This is a genomic window from Novosphingobium sp., from assembly GCF_965228995.1.
Taxonomy (GTDB): domain Bacteria; phylum Pseudomonadota; class Alphaproteobacteria; order Sphingomonadales; family Sphingomonadaceae; genus Novosphingobium.
On sequence record NZ_OZ245852.1, the window covers coordinates 1,585,603 to 1,603,059 of the forward strand.

Below are 17,457 nucleotides of genomic sequence, written 5' to 3' on the forward strand. Positions count from 1 at the left end.
TCCCCCAACCCCCGTTTACCCTGAGCTTGTCGAAGGGCTGTCCTTTTTTCGGCGGGAAGCGCTTCACCTGAAAAACAAGAACAGTGCTTCGACAAGCTCAGCATGGACGGGTTTGAGGATGGAATTGCCTATCCTTCAGCGCGCCACGTGCCACACGGTATCGCCTGCGCCGACGCGCAGCGCGCCAGCGGCATCGGGATCGAGCGCGACGCCTTCTCCGTCCGGCATGATCCGGGCAAAGCAGCAGCGGAAATCGGCGAGGCGGCCGGTGGCGACGAGAGCGCGGCCTGCCGTCTCGTCGGGCGCGCGCACTTGGGTGACGGGCACCATCCGGGCATCGGCGATCGAGCGGACGCGGTCGGTGCGTGCGGTCATCGTCGGGCCGCCGTCGAAGATGTCGAAATAGCCTTCGGAGGCGAAGCCTTCGGTTTCCAGCATACGCATCGCCGCGCGGCCGCTTGGGTGCGGCAGGCCGATGGCGGAGCGGGCGGTTTCCGGCAGCATGGCGATGTAGACCGGATGCTTGGGCATCAGATCGGCGATGAACTGGTTGCCGTTGATCGCGTTGAAATAGTCGGCTTCCTGGAAGTTCATCCCGAAGAAGCGGCCGGCCACGCCGTCCCAGAACGGAGAGCCGCCGCGTTCGTCGATCACACCGCGCAGTTCGGCCAGGATGCGATCGGCAAAGCGCTTGCGGTGCATCGCGATGAACAGATAGCGGCTGCGCGCGAGCAACATGCCGAGCCCGCCGGCCCGCTCGCCAGGATGGAGGAACAGGCCGCCGACTTCGCTCGAGCCTTCAAGGTCGGTGACGAGATTGAGCATCTCGGCGCGGAAGGTGCGGCCGAGTTCCTTGGAATGCTGGGTGAGCGTCGCCATGCGGTAGGAATAGAACGGCCAGGTTTGCCCGACGCGGGTGAAGATCTGGCAGGTGCCGCGCACGTCGCCGGTCGCCACATCCTCGAGGATCAGCACGAACAGCTCGTCGTGCTGGGCTTCCGGATCGCCTTCCGCGGTGTTGGCGAAGGCAGCTGCAGCGCGCTCCAGCTTGGCGACAAGCGCGCGTCGGTCGGGCGGCAGGTTGGTGAAGCCGCCGCCGGTGAGCTTGGCCATCTCGTACAGATGTTCGAGATCCGCGGCGCGGGCCGCGCGGATGACGTGAGTCACGCTTCTTATTCCCCTCCGGAAAGCCGGTGCAGCACGAGCGCCGACAGGGCGGCCCGCTCGGCCAGCGACGGCACGATCATATACTCCTGCGGCGAGTGGATCGCCCCGCCGCGCACGCCCATGGTATCGACCACGGGCACGCCGAGCGCGGCGATATTGTTGCCATCGCAGACACCGCCCGAGCTCTGCCAGCGGATCGGCTGGCCGAGCGCAGCGCCGCAGCTGCGGACAAGCTCGAACAGCTTTTCAGCATCAGGCGTAAGCGGCTTGGGCGGTCGGCTGATCCCGCCGTGGAGGTGGATGCTAACCTCGTGCGCCAGTTCGACTTCGCGCAGTAGCGGGCCGATGGCGGAGGCGAAGCGGGCGGCGTCCTCCTCGCCGCGGGGGCGGATGTTAAAGCGCAGCACGGCGGAGGCAGGCACCACATTGTTGGCCGAGCCGCCGTCGATCCGCGCGGGGTTTATCGCAAGGCCGTCGCCCTGCAGCGCCTTGAGGCCGAGCGCGAGATCGGCGGCAGCGACGAGGGCGTTGCGGCCATCCTGCGGGTTGCGCCCGGCGTGGGCGGAGCGGCCGGTGACGATCGCGCTGTAGTTGCCGCTGCCGCCGCGCGCACCGGCGAGCGTGCCATCGGGGAGGGCGGAGGGTTCATAGGTCAGCGCTGCCGCCCTGCCGCGCGCCATTTCGGCGATGAGGGGGGCGGAGGCGAGGCTGCCGGTTTCCTCGTCCGAATTGATGAGCACGTCATAACCGACATAGGGCGAGACAAGGCTGGTCTCGAAAGCCTTGAGCGCGGCAAGGATCACCGCGATGCCGCCTTTCATGTCTGCCGTACCGGGGCCGCCGAGGGTTTCGGCATCGAGCCAGGTGAGCGCCTGGAACGCATCGTCCGCCGGATAGACCGTGTCCATATGGCCGGTGAGCAGATAGCGGCGCGGGGCGTTGGGGCGCACCGCAAGGAGCATGTGCGCGCCGTGCTCGATCTGGACCGCGCGGCCATCGGCGGCAATCGCCTCGACCGGGGTGGGCGGCACGAGGCGTACTTCGCCGGGCAGCGCGGCAAAGGCATCGGCGAGGAGCGCGGCCTGCTGTGCCAGCCCCGCGGTATTACGCGTGCCGGTGTTGATCGCACACCATGCCTCGACGTTGGCGAGCATGGCAGCGGCGTCGATTCCCTCGATGAGGGCGGTTTCTGTGGGGGCAAGCGTGGCCATGAGGACGCTCTAGCCTGCCCGCGTGCCGGGGTGAACCCCTAGTGAAATGTACGAGGTTTCCCGCTGTTCCCAGCTCGTCATTGCGAGCGTAGCGAAGCAATCCAGAGCGCCGCGCATTACGCTCTGGATTGCTTCGCTACGCTCGCAATGACGAGGGTTGAGGGCAGTGCTGGGCAGGCCGCGCATGAGGTTCGAATTTAGGTCAGGTTGACACAGTTGACACGGTTCTGGGGAGAAACTTGGCAGGGCAAGCGGGAGTGCAGCCCGACCGGACAGATTGCCAGAAGTGGTGCGACAATCGTCAAGTTTGCGGCACTTCCACCGAAACACGGCATGCGCCAAAGATCTGGGACTCGTCGGAACTGCGGAAACTGAAGCCAATGTAGATCGCATAAGTCCCGCTCTTCGTGAATATGCGCCGTGCACCGTGCTCGGTGAGTCCGGTTGCAGTTCGGACCGGAATATCGATCTGTTCAAGTTTGGATAGGGCGCTGTTTTCGACAATATAGCGTCGATTTCTCCTCGCGCTTGTGTCAAAAATATAGTCAAAGGCTCCATCTATCGTGTCGTATTCTATATGAATAGAATCACCATCACGATCTTTGTTCATAGAAATGACAAGGTGTTCTCCATCCTTTCGATCTACAATTTCACAGGACCGAACGGAATTCTGACTGCTAGCCAAGAGGCCAGAAAAATCCTGGGACAGTGCCGACACGACTGGCCCTGAGCTGGCAAGTGCAGCGGCAGCGATGAGGAGTGCCATGTACGGTCCATCCATTTAGAATGAGGCGTGGATATGGGGGGGAATGCCCTCATCAAGCGGTTTGCCGCCATTGTTGCGGATCGCATTCCTGAGCGCATCCTTCTCTGTCTGATTAAGATCACTGACTCTGAAGTCCACTCCCATACCCAAGAGGTGCTTCGAGATCGGAAGACCTTGCCTCAAATGATGATTAATCACGCCTGCCATAGCAGACAAAATTTGGCTCTTTGATTTTCCGCTCGCTATTCCGGCGCGATACATTCTGGCCAATTCAGCGCCTTGGGCACCCCTGTAAGTCCTAAAATCGCCATGCGAAAATTTGTAATAAATCCGTTCGGCCTGATCTATTGGCGTTCTCATGCCATCCGTGACAGTCAGTGTCTTACCGGTCACAGCATGGTAATCCGCAGCGACAGCATCAATCTTGCCCCGGATCGCATCGGGAATCCTGACAGCGTCGCTCTTGGCTTTCCATTTCAGGGCGGTTGATCCGGCCTTGTCCGGCCGTCGTCCATAGACGACGATTTCGTGCGGATTCCCTTGTCCGCCCGGTCCGGTGGTAAACCGCCCGTTGGCCGGATCGTGATAAGGATTGAACTTTCGCTCTAAAGTGAGCGACATTTCGTTAGCGTCAAGCAAACGCCCTGTTCGTAGAAAATGCTCGAAGGCCAGCATTTCTGCGGCCTCGCGCAAAGTGTGGTCGTTCGCGCGCATATTGGACTCCTATCTGCCGGAATTAGAACAAAACAGAAACATCTAAAATTCGCAATTGAATGTGATGCCATTTTCGATGGTTTCCGGTGCGATGACCTTGATTGCCGGACGGACCCTTCCGCGCGAAATACGCTTGCCATCAGAGGCAATGGGCATGAGACTTTGCGCCATGGGAAAGTTTCATCTCCGCAGGTCCCTGCTCGGACTGCTCTGCGCTTGCGGCCTTGCCGCGTCTTCCCTTCATGCCGGCCTGCCCGAATTCGCGGCGGCCACGCATCAGCCCGCAGGCGATGAGTGGCATTATGTCGGCGGCGATCCGGCGGGGACGTGGTTTTCCTCGCTGACGGACATCAACGACAGCAATGCGGGGAAGCTCGGGTTTGCCTGGGCCTATGACATGGGCACCGAGCGCGGGCAGGAAGCGACGCCGCTGGTGGTGGATGGGGTGATGTATACCTCGGGCGTGTGGGGCATCGTCTATGCGCTGAATGCGGCGACGGGCGAGGTGTTGTGGACCTTCCATCCGGGCATCGATCCGGCCTCCGCCCGCAATGCCTGCTGCGACACGGTGAACCGGGGCGTGGCGGTGCGGGACGGGGTGGTGTTCGTCGCCAGCGAAGATGGACGGCTCCATGCCCTCGATGCGAAGACCGGCGCGGAGAAATGGACTGCCGACACGATCATCGGCCGGGGCAAAAGCAACTATACCTATGCCTCGACCGGCGCGGTGCTGCTGACGAGCGATTCGGTGGTGATCGGCAATTCGGGCGCGGATCTCGGCGATGGCTCGACGCGCGGCTATATCTCGGCGTGGGATATCAAGACCGGCGCGTTCAAGTGGCGCTTCTTCACGGTGCCGCCGCCGCCCGGCCAGCCCTTTGAGCATCCTGAGCTCGAAATGGCGGCGAAATCGTGGGGACCGGATCACGATGGCCGCTACCAGAACGGCGGCACGGTGTGGGACGGGCTTTCCTATGATGCCGAGACCGACCAGATCGTGTTCGGCACGGCCAATGCCTCGCCCTATTCGCGGGTGAAAAGCGCGGCCGAGCGGCGGGATGACCTGTTCAATGCCTCGATCGTCGCGGTGAACGCGAAGACCGGGCGGATGAACTGGTTTTATCAGGAAACCCCCGGCGATGCCTGGGACTATGACGCGACGCAAAAGTTCACCTTCGCCAATCTGCCCGTCGGCGCCGATGGCAAGGGGGGCGAGACGCGGCGCGTGGTGATGCAGGCCTCGAAGAACGGGTTCTTCTATTCGCTCGACCTCAAGACCGGGAAATTGCTGGCCGCCGATCCCTTTGCCTATGTCAACTGGGCCAAGGGCGTGGATTTGGCGACCGGACGCCCTCAGTTCACCGAGGTTGCCGATTATTCGGCCAAGCCGAAGAACGTCTATCCTTCATGGGCCGGGGCGCACTCGTGGAACCCGATGTCGTTCAGCCCGTCGACCGGCCTTGTCTATATCCCCGCGGTCGACCAGCCCAATGTCATGGTCAATCTGCCCGCCAACAAGGGCAAGCTCGACCATCTTGAAGGCTTCTTCAACGCCAACGGCATTATCCCCGACGACACCTACGACGAAGCCACCCTGACGCGGCTGTTCGGCCCGATCCCGGCCAAGGCCGAACTGCAGAAGGAGCGCGGCAAGACCAGTCTGGTGCGCGAAGTGCTGAAGGCGTGGGACCCGGTGGCACGCAAGGTGGTGTGGGAACAGGTCACGTCCGATGGCAATCGCGGCTATGACGGAGGCGTGCTTTCAACCGCGGGCAACATCGTGGTGCAAGGGCGCGGCGACGGCACCTTGCGAGTCTACAATGCGAAGACCGGCGCGCAGATCGCCTCGATCCAGACCGGATCGCATATCATGGCCGCGCCGATGACCTACCGGATCGGCGGGGTGCAGTATATCGCGGTGCAGGCGGGCTATGGCGGGGTGGGGATCAGCTATCCGATTACCCCGGCGGACATTGCCTATCGGAACCGCAACACCAACCGCATTCTGGTGTTCAAGCTGGGCGGTGGGCCGGTGCCGCAGCCGGAGCTTCGCCCCGATCCGCTGATCTATCCCGCGCCGCCGCCGCTGAGGGCCACGGCGGCGAAGATCGCGCATGGCGAGGCGAAGTTCACCGAGTTCTGCTCTCGCTGCCACATGTTCGGCCCGGGCATCACACCCGACCTTTCGCGCATGCCGCGCGATATCCACGGCATGTTCAATCAGATCGTTTTGGGCGGCGCACTGGCAGGCAATGGCATGGCGCCGATGGGCGACATGGTCAGCAAGTATGATGTGGACGCGATCCACGCCTATCTGATCGATACGCAGCGCAAGGGATATGCGGCGCAGCAGAAGAAGGCTGTGGCTAACTAGCCTTGGGCTGGGGGAGAGGTTTTTACCCCTCCGTCAGCGCTTCGCGCTGCCACCTCCCCATTTGTGCTTCGCAAAAGTGGGGAGGATCTAGTTGGTGAGGATGCGGGCGATTGCCACGAAATCGGCGACGGCGAGCGTTTCGGCGCGGCGCTGTGCGTCTATGCCTAGCGTTTCGAGGGCTTCAAGCGCGCCGGGGAGGCCCTTGAGGGACTGGCGCAGCATCTTGCGGCGCTGGCCGAAGGCGGCTTCCGTCACGCGTTCGAGCATGCGGGGCGAGACGCCTTCGGGCATCTCTGCCGGTTCGACGTGGATGATCGCCGACATCACCTTGGGCGGCGGAGTGAAGGCGCTGCGGTGGACGCGCATGGCGATGCGAGGCTTGGCGCGCCACTGGGCGAGGACGGCGAGGCGGCCGTAGGCATCGCTGCCGGGCGCCGCGATGATGCGCTCCGCCACTTCCTGCTGGAACATGAGCGTGAGGCTGCGCCACTGCGGCGGCCAGTTTTCGCCAGAGAGCCAGCCGACGAACAGCGCGGTGCCGACGTTGTAGGGCAGGTTGGCGACGATGTGCCAGGGCGCGTCGAAGAGCTCTGCGGGCGCGATTTTCATCGCATCGCCCTCGATCACGCGGAGCTGGCCGGGGAAGGCTTCGGCCAGTTCTGCCAGTGCGGGGAGGCAGCGGCGGTCCATCTCGATCGCGGTGACCTGCGCGCCCCGGCGCAGCAGCGCGCGGGTGAGGCCGCCGGGGCCGGGGCCAACTTCGAGGACGTTCTGGCCCTTCAGGTCTCCGGGGACCAGGGCGATGCGCGAGAGGAGCTGTTCGTCAAACAGGAAGTTCTGGCCAAGCGCCTTGGTGGCGATGAGGCCGTGGCGCTGAACGACCTCGCGCAAGGGGGGGAGGTCGTTCATGGCCTGCGGGGGGCTTCGACAAGCTCAGCCTGAGCGGTTTTCGCAGAGTGTGTCATCCGGCGGCGGCTCTCCGCGCGGCGCATGTCCCGGCCATGCGGATCGCGGCGATCGTCGCGCCGGGACGCGCAGTGCCGGTGCCGGCAATGCCAAAGGCGGTGCCGTGATCGGGCGACGTGCGAATGATCGGCAGGCCGAGCGTGACATTCACGCCCTCGTCGAAATCGAGGACCTTGATCGGGATCAGCGCCTGATCGTGGTACATGCAGATCGCGGCGTCATAGGTCCCGCGGGCTTCGGCGTGGAACATGGTGTCAGCCGGGAGCGGCCCGCGTGCGTCGATCCCGGCGGCTTGCAGGGCAGCGACGGCAGGGGCGATGACGTCGCGGTCTTCGGTGCCCATGCGGCCATCCTCCCCGGCATGCGGATTGAGCGCGGCGACGGCGAGGCGGGGGTGGGCGACGCCGAAATCGCGGGTCAGCGCAGTGGCGGCGATGGCGGAGCGGCAGCGGATCAGCTCGGAGGAGAGCAGGAACGGCACATCGCGCAGCGCGACGTGGACGGTGACGGGAACGACGCGCAAGTTGGGCCCGGCGAGCATCATCACGGCGTTTTCAGGGGTGATGCCGCAAGCCTCGGCGACGAATTCGGTCTGCCCCGGCTGGTTGAACCCGATCCGTGCAAGGCGGCTCTTGGCAATGGGGCCGGTGACGAGCGCGGCAGCGGCGCCTTGTTTGACGAGGCTGGTCGCAACCTCGAGCGCGCGGAGCGCGAGCGCGGCGCCGGCATCGTCGGGCTGGCCGGGGGTGTAGGTGCAGGTGCCAACATCGAGCACGGGGAGCGCGTGGGGGAACACCGCAGCGGCTTCATCCGGCGCGGCGATGGCGACGACCGGGATGGCGAGACCGCGGCTGCGGGCGGCGGCTTCGATCAGATCGCGATTGCCGACCGCGAAGAACGGCGGGAGCGCTTGCGCCTCGCGCTGGTCCCACGCAGCGGCGATGAGCTCCGGGCCGATGCCGGCAGGATCGCCGAGGCTGATCGCGAGGGGGAGAAGCGGATGGGTGACGGTCATGGGGGCGTGTTAGCAGAGCGGGGGCGGGAGGGTGAGGGGTTTGAGTCCCTGGCGCGTCATTGCGAGCGTAGCGAGGTGATCCAGAGCGGTTCGCCTTACGCTCTGGATTGCTTCGCTACGCTCGCAATGATGAATTGAGGGGCGGCGCTCAGTTGTACTCGATCACCGCGTCGCGGCGCAGGTCGCGCAGGTAGGTTTGCGCGCGCTTGTTCACGCGGTCGTCTTCCATTTGCGACTGCAGCTGTTCGAAGTTGGGCCCGCTTTCGACCTTGGGATCATCGCGGCCGCAGAGCATGAGGACGCGCACGCCGTCTTCGATCGAGCCGAAGGGCGGGGTGGTCTCGCCGACCGAGAGCTTGAGGATGGTGTCCTGCAGCGCGGTGGGCAGATCGCGCACGCGGATCTGGTCGTTGGCGACGACGGTGGCACCGAGCGAGACGGCAGCCGCATCGGCGCCGCCGCAGCCCTTGATCTCCTTGACCACCTTGGCAAATTCGCCGGCCTTGGCGGCGGCGTCCTTTTCAGGGGTGCCCTTGGGGAAGGCGATCGAGATCTGCTTGAGGCTGAGTATCGCATCGCGCGGATCGGCGGTGAGGACCTGGCGCTTGTCGATCAGATAGAGCAGCGAGTAGCCCGAGGCGAGTTCGATCGGGCCGACGAGCTGGCCCGGTGTCATCTGTGCGGCGGGCGTCGCCAGTTCGGGCGGGAGCTGGGCCAGGCGGATCCAGCCGAGATCGCCGCCGACCGAGGCGCTGGACGACTGCGAATACTGGCGCGCATAGGCAACGAAGCTGCCACCACCCTTGAGCTGTTCGAGGATCTTCTGCGCGTTGGCGAGGACCTGCGGCTTGGTTTCCTGCGTGGCGGCGAGGTAGATTTCGCCGATGCGGTATTCTTCGGTGCCCTTGGCGGCCTTGAGGCGGTCCATCATTTCGCGGACTTCGCCGTCCGACACGTTTATGAAGGGCTGGACGTTGCGGCGCAGGAGGCGCTGCCAGGCAAGTTCGCCCCTGATCTGGCGCTTGAGCGAGGCCGAGGACGAACCGATACCGGCGAGGTACTTTTCGAGCGCGGCGGGATTCTGGCCGAAGTTCTGCTGGGCGACGCGGTCGAAAGTCTGGGTGACTTCGTCCTCGTCGATTTCGATGTTGGCAGCCTTGGCTTCCTGGATCTGCAGTGTCTCGTCGATCAGGTTGCGCAGGACCTGCAGGCGCAGGCGCTCCATCTCTTCCGGAGCGACCTTGCCGCCGTTGGCGCTGACGATGAGCGCGAGGCGCTGGTCGACATCGGTGCCGGTGATGATTTCGCCGTTCACGATCGCGGTGGCGCGGCGGACGTGCGGATCGGCCTTGCCGAAGATGATCGGATTGGCGGGGAGGTTGAGACCGCCATCGGTCGAGCTCTCCTCCGCCGGATCGGGCAGGGTCTGCGCGAATGAGCCGGCAATGGGGGCGGCGGCAACTGCGAGGGCGCCAAGGCCGAGCGCGGCGCGCGCTGAGACAGCAAACAAGCGAAACCGGGTATTCATGGCAGTTCGATATTCCTGTTCTCTGGCCTGTGTTTCGGCCCCATCCGGCTGGCACGCCGCATGGTCTCCCCAAACGGTTCCTCGGCCGCCCCTCATTCGCATGGTTCGGCTGAACCCGAGGTGAGTGGCCCAGAAGCTGACGGGGCGATAGCCCGATTGCAACGGCGATGGAAGCGAAACGGAGGAAAAAGGGATGGTTCGCGCCTCAGCGGACGCCCAATCCCTTGAACGAGATATTGAACTGGATGGTGTTGCCGCGCGTTGCGTCGCCCGTGGTGATGTAATCGCGCCGCCAGGTGAGCGCGATATCCAGGCAATCGTCGGCATAGGCAAAGCCGAGACGGTGGCGCAGCATCTGGAAGCCGTCCGTGGTCTTGGTCGGATCGTCGACTTTGCCGGTAAGGTTGGCGACGCCCGAGCCGAACACCGACCAGCGTCGCGCAAACGCGATACGGCCGGAGAAGCGCACTTCCTCGCGGTCGCGCAAGTCCTCGAAAGTGGCGGGGATATCGCGGTTGAGCCTGAGATAGCCGATTTCGGCATAGGTACGGTGGTTGCCGATCGTCGCGTCGATCTCGTTGCGGCGCAGCTTCAGGCTATCCTTGTCGAGCCGGTAGCGGTGCGTGAACTGGACGATATCGCGGAAGCGGAGATCGGTGCGGCCGACGATGTCCGAGGTGCGCGAGGAAAGGCCGGTGCCATCGGGCAGCAGGGTCTGCTGCGTGGAAAGACGGTAGCTCTGGCCGATGGTGGACATGATGCGCCAGCCGGGGCGGGTGAGCTGCCAGTCTGCCCCGTAGGTCACGCGCATGCCGTCCTCGATCCGGTCGTAGCCGGGGAAGCGGTTGAGCGAGAAGAGGTTGGAATCCTCAAGCTCGACCGAGCGCGAATCCTCGTTGGGGATGGCGAAGTTGCGGATGTGCGGAATGGCGACGAACTGGACGCGCGGCGTGAACACTTGCGTGCCGCCGAACGCCGCGCCGATGAGCGGCCACTTGATATCGACCGCAGCGGTGGCGATGGCGCGGCCCTGCCAGCCAGGAATGCCGCGATAGAACAGGTTGCTGGTCAGCTCGTTCTGCTGCGAATGATACGCATCGCCGCGCACGAGGGCGGTGAAGGTGATTTCCTGCCCGAGGCTGGTGATCGTGCGCAAGTCCCACTGCGCCTTGGCGAAGGCGCGCTGGGTGTCCTGTCCGCCGGAGCGGGTAAGCGCGAGGCTGTTGAGCTGGAGCTCCAGCGTGCCGCCGACAGCGGGCGGAACGATGCGGCGGCGGTATTCGAGCGCGGGAATGGCGATGGGGACAAGGCCCTGCCGATCACCGCTGCGCAGCGTCTGTACCGCCCATCCGGCGAGGCTGAAATAGCTGTTCGCATCGATGCGTTCGAGATTGATCGTGGAGCGCAGGCGATCGTCGCGGCTGATATCGTAGCGGCGCAGGAACGTGCGGTCGCTGGCGTAGCGGCCGTAGCCGGTGAGGCTCCAGTTCTCCGAAAGCTGGAGGCGGCCGTTGGCTTCGAAATAGCCGCGGAACACCTGCTGCTGCGCATTGGCATCGGTGACATTGCCGCCGCCCACGTTGATGCGCGCGCTGCGGGTGAGGTAGGCGCTGGCCTGGAAGGCGCCATGGTCTGTCAGCTGGCGGTAGCGGCCGGAAATCATCGGCAGCGCGCCGGTGAAGATATAGCCGGTGAGCGCCAGATCCTTGTTGTTGGCGAGGCGCCAGTAATAGGTGTCGCTGATTTCGGCGCCGTTGGCCGCGCTGAAGCGGAAATCGGGGATCAGCAGACCGCTTTCGGCGCGGAAGTCGGAAGTGTGGGAAAGGCCCGGCAGCGGCAGGATCGGCAGACCGAACACGCGCAGCAGCGCGCCCTTGTAGCGGACGCGCTGGTCCTTGGCATCGTAAGTGACGGCAACCGCGGTCACTTCCCAGCTTGGGCGCTTGGGGCAGCCGTCTTCGTCTTCCACCGCGCAGCCGGAATAGGCGGCATCGTGGAGGACCATGTCGCCATTCGCGGCGCGCGTCCCGCTGCGGGCCGCAAGGCGGCCGCCCTGGCGCAGGACAAGCAGCATGTCCTCGATCGCGCCGGCCTTGAGCTCATCGGTCAGCTCGACCTTGTCGGTATAGAGGACGTTGCCGGCTTCATCGACGAAGCGGATGTTGCCGCTCGCCTCGATCAGCCCGGTCTTGCGGTTCCACGTGACGACATCGGCGCGCACGGTCTGTTCGGCGCGGTTGAGGACGACATTGCCGGTGGCGGTGACGGTTTCGGCATCGCTGGCATAAGTAACGCGATCAGCCTGAAAACGGATTTCACGCGAAGCATCTGCCTCTTGGTGCGGGGGTGCCCGGTCTGCCGACTGGGCATGAGCCGCGCCAGAAGCCAGCGCCAGCGCCCCAAGCGCGGCCAAAGCCGGGCGAATCGAAGCGACGCACGATGGCCGCAAGCATCGGGACAAGGCTTGCGGCAGGGGCCGCGGGGGGGCTCGCATGGCCTTGCCTATCGCACCGGTGCCGCTTAACTGCAAACCCACATTTCACCTTCGGCAAAGCAAAGCCTTGGGGTGTGCCCTTTTTCCGGCAGGAGCCTTGAATGATTATCGAATTCGCCGCCGCCGATACCGCCCGTCCCCGCCTGGTTGCCAGCCTCGTCACGCAGGACGGCCTCCCCGCCGACTCCGATGTGCTGGTGCGCGGTGCTGCGGCTGCAGCCCGCTTTACCGGCAAGGCCGGCCAGATCTTCGAGGCGATGGTGCCGGCAGGCGCAAGCGTGCAGCGGCTCGCCTTTGCCGGAATCGGTGAGGCAGGCGCGGCCGGGCGCACCGCGACGCTGGAGCGTGCGGGCGGCGGACTGACCGCGAAGTACCTGACGTCGGGCGAAACCGAACTCGCCATCGACTTCGCCGGCAGCGGGCTCACCGCCGAGGAAGCGACCGCCGTGCTGCTGGCGGCGCGGCTGCGCGCGTGGCGCCATGATGTGTACCGCACGAAGCTGAGCGACGAGCAGAAGCCTTCGCTGGCGAAGATCGTGGTGTTCGGCGCGCCGGATGGCACCGCAGACGTCTGGGAAACCGAAGCTGCGATTGCCGAGGGCGTGGAGTTTACCCGCGAACTGGTGACCGAGCCTGCAAACGTGATTTACCCTGCCAGCTTCGTCGAGCGCTGCAAGGCGCGGCTTGAAGGCGCGGGCGTCGAGATCGTGGTGCTCGGCCTTGCCGAGATGACCGCGCTCGGCATGGGCGCGCTGCTGGGTGTGGCGCAGGGTTCGGTGCGCGAGCCGCAGATCCTCGCGATGCGCTGGAAGGGCAAAGCTGGCGCGCGGCCGACGGCCTTCGTGGGCAAGGGCGTGACGTTCGACACCGGCGGCATCTCGATCAAGCCGGCGGCGGGCATGGAAGACATGAAGTGGGACATGGGCGGCGCGGGCGCCGTGGCGGGCACCATGCTCGCGCTGGCGCGGCGCAAGGCGCAGGCGGACGTGATCGGCGTGTGCGGCCTTGTCGAGAACATGCCCGATGGCAATGCGCAGCGCCCGGGCGATGTCGTCACCTCGATGTCGGGCCAGACGGTCGAGGTGATCAACACCGACGCCGAAGGCCGCCTCGTGCTGTGCGACGCCGTCACCTGGGTGCAGAAGGAATACGCGCCCGCCACGATCATCGACCTTGCGACGCTGACCGGCGCGATCATCATTTCCCTGGGGCATGAGCATGCCGGCATGTTCGCCAACGATGATCTGCTGGCCGGGCAACTCGATGCAGCGGGCAAGGCAAGCGGCGACAAGCTGTGGCGCATGCCCATCGGCCCCGCCTACGACAAGCTGATCGACAGCCCGATTGCCGACATGAAGAACGTGGGTCCGCGCTATGGCGGCTCGATCACGGCGGCGCAGTTCATCCAGCGCTTTGTCGACAAGGGCGTGGCCTGGGCGCACCTCGATATCGCCGGGACGGTGTGGGTAGACAAGCCGGGCGCGACGCATGACAAGGGCGCGACCGGCTTCGGCGTGCGCCTGCTCGATCGCTACGTGCGCGACGTGCTGGAAGCCTGATACGTGCCGAAGATGCGCCGCAAGGCGGACTTGCCGAGCAAGCTCTGCGCCGCCTGCGGTCTGCCTTTTACGTGGCGCAAGAAGTGGGAGCGTGATTGGGAGAACGTGAAGTTCTGTTCGGATCGCTGCCGTTCGGGGAAGGGGAAAGCGGCATGAGCTACGGCATTTCACGGCGCGGGGTGCTGGCGGGGGCTGGCGGCATGGCGGCACTGGCCGCGCTGCCACTTGCCCCGCTGCGCGCCGCACCCGCCCGCCTGGCCGATGCGGCCGTGCCGATCACCCCGGCGGAGCGCCTGGCGCGCATCGCCAAAGTGCAGGGGCTGATGGCCGAGCAGGGCATTGCCGCGCTGCTGGTCGAAAGCGGGAGCAGCCTGACCTATTTCACCGGCATCCACTGGTCGCGTTCGGAGCGGATCACGGCGGCGGTTATTCCCGCGCATGGTCAGCCGATCGTGGTCACACCGTTCTTCGAGGCGCCTTCGGTGAAGGAGACGCTGGCAGTGCCGGCGGATCTTCGCACCTGGCACGAGGATGCGAGCCCCTTTGCGCTGATCGGCGATGCGCTGAAGGGCCGCGCCGGGCTAGTTGCGGTCGAGCAGACGACGCGGGAGTTCATCACCGAGGGGCTGGCCCGAGAGGGGAGCTTTGCCGTCGTTTCAGGCGCTGCGCTGGTCAATGCCTGCCGCCAGATCAAGTCACCAGCCGAACTGGCGCTGATGCAGATTGCGAACACGATCACGCTGGCCGCGATCCGTGAGGCGCATTCAGCGGTGCAGAAGGGGATGACGGCGGGCGAGATCGGCACGCTGATCGAGAAGGCGACGGTGCGGATGGGGGCGCAAAGCGATTTCGCGCTGGTGCTGCTCAATGAGGCGAGCGCTTATCCGCATGGGTCGCACACGCCGCAAGCGGTGCGTGAAGGATCGGTCGTGCTGATGGACTGCGGCTGCATCGTGGAGGACTACCAGTCCGACATTTCGCGCACGTTCGTGTTCGGTGAGCCGAGCGCGCGGCAGCGCAAGGTGTGGGACACAGTTCGGCGCGGGCAGGCGAAAGTGTTCGAGGCGGCAAAGGTCGGCGCACCGGCCGGTACGCTCGATGCGGCTGTGCGGGGCTTCTATGAGAGCGAGGGCTGGGGCCCGGGCTTTGCGCTGCCGGGCCTGCCGCACAGGGCGGGGCATGGCATCGGGATGGACGGGCACGAGAGCCCCTATCTCGTCGGCAATGATCGGACGCCGCTGGCGCCGGGCATGTGCTTTTCCAATGAGCCGGGGCTCTACATTCCGGGCGAATTCGGGATGCGACTGGAGGACTGCTGGGTGATGACCGAGGCGGGGCCGAAGAGCTTCACGCCGCTGGCCCGTTCGCTCGACGATCCGATCTGAGGGCGCGCGGTGCGGGTCGATTTCTATCAGCTTTCGCGCGATCCGGCTGAGCTTGTGCTGCCACGGCTGGCGCAAGGTACGCTGGGCGCGGGCGAGCGGATGCTGGTGGTTTCGGAAGACGCGGAGCAGCTTACGCGGATCAGCGAGGCGCTGTGGACGCGCATTCCTGAAAGCTTCCTCGCCAACGGCATGGCGGGCGGCGAGCACGATGCGCGCCAGCCGATCCTGCTTTCGCATGAGCCCCAGCCTGCCAACGGCGCGCGCTATCTGGCGCTGGCGGACGGGGCGTGGCGGGACATGGAAAACGCCGAGCGGGTGTTCCTGCTGTTTCCGCCCGAGCGGATCGACGATGCGCGGGCGACCTGGCGCATGCTCGGCAGCCGCGAAGGAGTGGAGCGCAAGTATTGGCGGCAAGAAGGCGGCAAGTGGCTGGAGGGGCCGGTGCGCCAGTAACCTTGCCCCACAACCTTGCAGTGCAGCACAAACCCCGCTAGGGGCGCGGCCAACCAAAAGCCTCCCCCAATACGCAAGGAACATCCCATGGCGGTTACCCGCACCTTTTCGATCATCAAGCCCGATGCCACGCGCCGCAACCTGACTGGCGCTGTCACCAAGATGCTCGAGGAAGCCGGCCTGCGCGTCGTTGCCTCGAAGCGCATCCACATGAGCCGCGAGCAGGCCGAGGGCTTCTACGCCGTCCACCGCGAGCGTCCGTTCTTCAATGATCTGGTCGAGTTCATGATCTCGGGCCCGGTCGTGGTGCAGGTGCTGGAAGGCGAGAACGCCATGCAGCGCAACCGCGACATCATGGGCGCGACCAACCCCGCCAATGCCGAGCCGGGCACGATCCGCAAGGAACTGGCCGAATCGATCGAAGCCAACACCGTGCACGGTTCGGATTCGGACGAGAACGCGGCGATCGAAATCGCCTACTTCTTCAAGCCTGAAGAAATCGTCGGCTGATCTGCTGCGCGCAGGTTGCTATGGCAGGGGCCGCCGGAGCGATCCGGCGGCCTTTTGCGTTTCGGGAGAGTGCAGGCGATGATGGGGATGGGGGACGGGTCGTGCCCGTTCGAATTCAATTTCGATCCCGCCACGTTCAAGGTGGGTGATGTTGTGAGCTACCGTGTGACGGGCAGCCTTGAGGGCATGCCGTTTGTCGGCACGCTGCTCGAAGTGCACGAGGATCATGTGGTGATCTCGCCCGGCGAGAGCGAGCCAAATGCGCGCTATCGCGGGACGCGCGAGGACCGGCCGGTGGTGGAGATTAGCGAGATCTGATCGCTGCCGCTGAGGGGCAATCGGGGGCCAGCACTGCTAGTTCGGCAAGGATGAGCGGCCGGGCGGCAGCCTGATCCAAGCGGGCGAGTTCGCCCAAGTTCCGGCCCTTGCTGAGGCTCTGTGCGACCAGATAACCGACATAGTATCCTGCGCGGTCAGGCAAGCTTGGCAGATTGCGCCCACTGTTGAACAGCGCCGAATAGTCATGCGGGTCTTCCGACATCGCGCGTTGCAGCACGGCGCAGGCGGCAACGGCGCGGTTCGCGTCGATCTGACGGCGCATGGCCATTGGCAGCAGGAGTTCGTCCTCGGTCGCGCCGGGATTGAGCTGATCGGCAACATAAGTCGCGAGCCCTTCCTCCCACAGCGCGCACCATAGTGGCTTGCACTCGCCGAAGCGCGGCTCGTGATAAGTGTGGAACAGTTCGTGTTCTAAGAAGGGCCTCTCGTTCGCACCCGCACGGTGGAGCCGCGCGATCATGTCGGCGCCGAACACTAGCACGGTGCCGCCGCCGATCTCCCGCGTGCCGCCATCCATTTCGCCGAGGCTGTGGACGAGGTAGGTCGGCGGGAGTGCGCTGGCCTCCGGAAAGGTGCGGTGAAAATCGCTGATCGCATTAGCAAAGGCTGGTTCGAGTGCGGCAGCCCGGGCGGTGAACCTGGCCTCGATCTCCGGAAAGGCGTCAAACGACTTAGCGATTATTTCGTCGTAAGCTGCGGCGGGCGCACCCAACCGGGTCTCGGTGTAGAAGCCAGGAAATTTCTCTGCCATCAGCCGCTTGAACGCGGCGGCCCGCGCAAATCGCTCCTGCCCGATGCTGGCGTGGTAGAAGCGGGTGTAGTCTCCGGTGAGGTCGACGATGGCCGGTTTTGCGGGGGCGGGATCAGCTGCAAATGCGCTCGGTGCGGTCAGGGCCAGAGTCAGGATGGCGGCGAGGCTGAAGAAAAGCGCGCGGATCATCCCGAGTACTTAGGTTGCTGCTCCGGGCACGTCGAG

The 17,457-nt window shown here is 65.0% G+C and carries 16 protein-coding genes; 7 read left to right on the plus strand and 9 right to left on the minus strand.

The genetic code is table 11. The annotated features are described in order from the left end of the window. Positions 1-135 precede the first annotated feature (135 nt). The 4 genes from ACO056_RS07535 to ACO056_RS07550 all read right to left on the minus strand — a co-directional run bounded on the left by ACO056_RS07535 (position 136) and on the right by ACO056_RS07550 (position 3,858). Positions 136-1,167, minus strand: a complete 1,032-nt coding sequence (locus ACO056_RS07535) for an arginine N-succinyltransferase (protein ID WP_421854122.1) — start codon at positions 1,165-1,167, stop codon at positions 136-138. 5 nt (positions 1,168-1,172) lie between these two features. Next, on the minus strand, positions 1,173-2,378 hold the full coding sequence (locus ACO056_RS07540) for a hydrolase (RefSeq protein WP_421854125.1): 1,206 nt from the start codon (positions 2,376-2,378) through the stop codon (positions 1,173-1,175). Positions 2,379-2,679: 301 nt separating this feature from the next. After that, a complete protein-coding gene (locus ACO056_RS07545; RefSeq protein WP_421854128.1) occupies positions 2,680-3,144 on the minus strand; it encodes a hypothetical protein in 465 nt (154 codons plus the stop codon). A gap of 15 nt (positions 3,145-3,159) precedes the next feature. Beyond that, complete coding sequence (locus ACO056_RS07550) at positions 3,160-3,858, minus strand: hypothetical protein (RefSeq protein ID WP_421854131.1); 699 nt, start codon at positions 3,856-3,858, stop codon at positions 3,160-3,162. 169 nt (positions 3,859-4,027) lie between these two features. On the opposite strand from ACO056_RS07550, the gene ACO056_RS07555 reads away from it, so the two are divergent. Next, a complete protein-coding gene (locus ACO056_RS07555; RefSeq protein WP_421854134.1) occupies positions 4,028-6,232 on the plus strand; it encodes a PQQ-binding-like beta-propeller repeat protein in 2,205 nt (734 codons plus the stop codon). A gap of 87 nt (positions 6,233-6,319) precedes the next feature. Here the strand turns inward: ACO056_RS07555 and rsmA are convergent, their stop codons facing one another. The 4 genes from rsmA to ACO056_RS07575 all read right to left on the minus strand — a co-directional run bounded on the left by rsmA (position 6,320) and on the right by ACO056_RS07575 (position 12,154). Further along, the gene (rsmA, locus tag ACO056_RS07560) at positions 6,320-7,141 is read right to left on the minus strand and encodes a 16S rRNA (adenine(1518)-N(6)/adenine(1519)-N(6))-dimethyltransferase RsmA (RefSeq protein ID WP_421854137.1); all 822 of its coding nucleotides are present in this window, start codon (positions 7,139-7,141) and stop codon (positions 6,320-6,322) included. Positions 7,142-7,193: 52 nt separating this feature from the next. Further along, positions 7,194-8,213 carry a 4-hydroxythreonine-4-phosphate dehydrogenase PdxA gene (gene pdxA, locus ACO056_RS07565; RefSeq protein ID WP_421854140.1) on the minus strand — a complete coding sequence of 340 codons (1,020 nt, stop codon included), beginning with the start codon at positions 8,211-8,213 and terminating at the stop codon, positions 7,194-7,196. Positions 8,214-8,361: 148 nt separating this feature from the next. Continuing rightward, entirely contained in the window at positions 8,362-9,741 is a 1,380-nt protein-coding gene (locus ACO056_RS07570; protein WP_421854143.1) for a peptidylprolyl isomerase, read from the minus strand. 205 nt (positions 9,742-9,946) lie between these two features. Next, positions 9,947-12,154 carry an LPS-assembly protein LptD gene (locus ACO056_RS07575; RefSeq protein ID WP_421854146.1) on the minus strand — a complete coding sequence of 736 codons (2,208 nt, stop codon included), beginning with the start codon at positions 12,152-12,154 and terminating at the stop codon, positions 9,947-9,949. Positions 12,155-12,336: 182 nt separating this feature from the next. On the opposite strand from ACO056_RS07575, the gene ACO056_RS07580 reads away from it, so the two are divergent. From ACO056_RS07580 to ACO056_RS07605, 6 genes are all read left to right on the plus strand, one after another. Further along, entirely contained in the window at positions 12,337-13,794 is a 1,458-nt protein-coding gene (locus tag ACO056_RS07580; protein WP_421854149.1) for a leucyl aminopeptidase, read from the plus strand. Positions 13,795-13,806: 12 nt separating this feature from the next. Further along, positions 13,807-13,950, plus strand: a complete 144-nt coding sequence (locus tag ACO056_RS07585; RefSeq protein ID WP_421855367.1) for a DUF2256 domain-containing protein — start codon at positions 13,807-13,809, stop codon at positions 13,948-13,950. Next, entirely contained in the window at positions 13,947-15,179 is a 1,233-nt protein-coding gene (locus ACO056_RS07590) for a M24 family metallopeptidase (RefSeq protein ID WP_421854152.1), read from the plus strand. Before ACO056_RS07585 ends, ACO056_RS07590 begins: the two co-directional genes overlap by 4 nt. A gap of 9 nt (positions 15,180-15,188) precedes the next feature. Next, a complete protein-coding gene (locus ACO056_RS07595) occupies positions 15,189-15,632 on the plus strand; it encodes a DNA polymerase III subunit chi (RefSeq protein ID WP_421854155.1) in 444 nt (147 codons plus the stop codon). Between the two features lie 87 nt (positions 15,633-15,719). After that, positions 15,720-16,142, plus strand: coding sequence for a nucleoside-diphosphate kinase (gene ndk / locus ACO056_RS07600; protein WP_067908053.1), 423 nt, complete (start codon positions 15,720-15,722; stop codon positions 16,140-16,142). 78 nt (positions 16,143-16,220) lie between these two features. Then, entirely contained in the window at positions 16,221-16,460 is a 240-nt protein-coding gene (locus ACO056_RS07605) for a hypothetical protein (protein WP_421854158.1), read from the plus strand. Here ACO056_RS07605 and ACO056_RS07610 read toward each other — a convergent pair. Further along, a complete protein-coding gene (locus tag ACO056_RS07610; RefSeq protein WP_421854161.1) occupies positions 16,447-17,421 on the minus strand; it encodes a hypothetical protein in 975 nt (324 codons plus the stop codon). The genes ACO056_RS07605 and ACO056_RS07610 overlap by 14 nt on opposite strands. Positions 17,422-17,457: the final 36 nt, after the last annotated feature.

What these genes read in the sequence shown, in the direction of transcription:
- rsmA (WP_421854137.1), bottom strand. Translation starts at nt 7,141, where the DNA reads ATGAACGACCTCCCCCCCTTGCGCGAGGTCGTTCAGCGCCACGGCCTC.
- ACO056_RS07605 (WP_421854158.1), top strand. Translation starts at nt 16,221, where the DNA reads ATGATGGGGATGGGGGACGGGTCGTGCCCGTTCGAATTCAATTTCGAT.
- ACO056_RS07545 (WP_421854128.1), bottom strand. Translation starts at nt 3,144, where the DNA reads ATGGCACTCCTCATCGCTGCCGCTGCACTTGCCAGCTCAGGGCCAGTC.
- ndk (WP_067908053.1), top strand. Translation starts at nt 15,720, where the DNA reads ATGGCGGTTACCCGCACCTTTTCGATCATCAAGCCCGATGCCACGCGC.
- ACO056_RS07570 (WP_421854143.1), bottom strand. Translation starts at nt 9,741, where the DNA reads ATGAATACCCGGTTTCGCTTGTTTGCTGTCTCAGCGCGCGCCGCGCTC.
- ACO056_RS07590 (WP_421854152.1), top strand. Translation starts at nt 13,947, where the DNA reads ATGAGCTACGGCATTTCACGGCGCGGGGTGCTGGCGGGGGCTGGCGGC.
- ACO056_RS07550 (WP_421854131.1), bottom strand. Translation starts at nt 3,858, where the DNA reads ATGCGCGCGAACGACCACACTTTGCGCGAGGCCGCAGAAATGCTGGCC.
- ACO056_RS07610 (WP_421854161.1), bottom strand. Translation starts at nt 17,421, where the DNA reads ATGATCCGCGCGCTTTTCTTCAGCCTCGCCGCCATCCTGACTCTGGCC.
- ACO056_RS07540 (WP_421854125.1), bottom strand. Translation starts at nt 2,378, where the DNA reads ATGGCCACGCTTGCCCCCACAGAAACCGCCCTCATCGAGGGAATCGAC.
- ACO056_RS07580 (WP_421854149.1), top strand. Translation starts at nt 12,337, where the DNA reads ATGATTATCGAATTCGCCGCCGCCGATACCGCCCGTCCCCGCCTGGTT.
- ACO056_RS07555 (WP_421854134.1), top strand. Translation starts at nt 4,028, where the DNA reads ATGGGAAAGTTTCATCTCCGCAGGTCCCTGCTCGGACTGCTCTGCGCT.
- pdxA (WP_421854140.1), bottom strand. Translation starts at nt 8,213, where the DNA reads ATGACCGTCACCCATCCGCTTCTCCCCCTCGCGATCAGCCTCGGCGAT.
- ACO056_RS07585 (WP_421855367.1), top strand. Translation starts at nt 13,807, where the DNA reads ATGCGCCGCAAGGCGGACTTGCCGAGCAAGCTCTGCGCCGCCTGCGGT.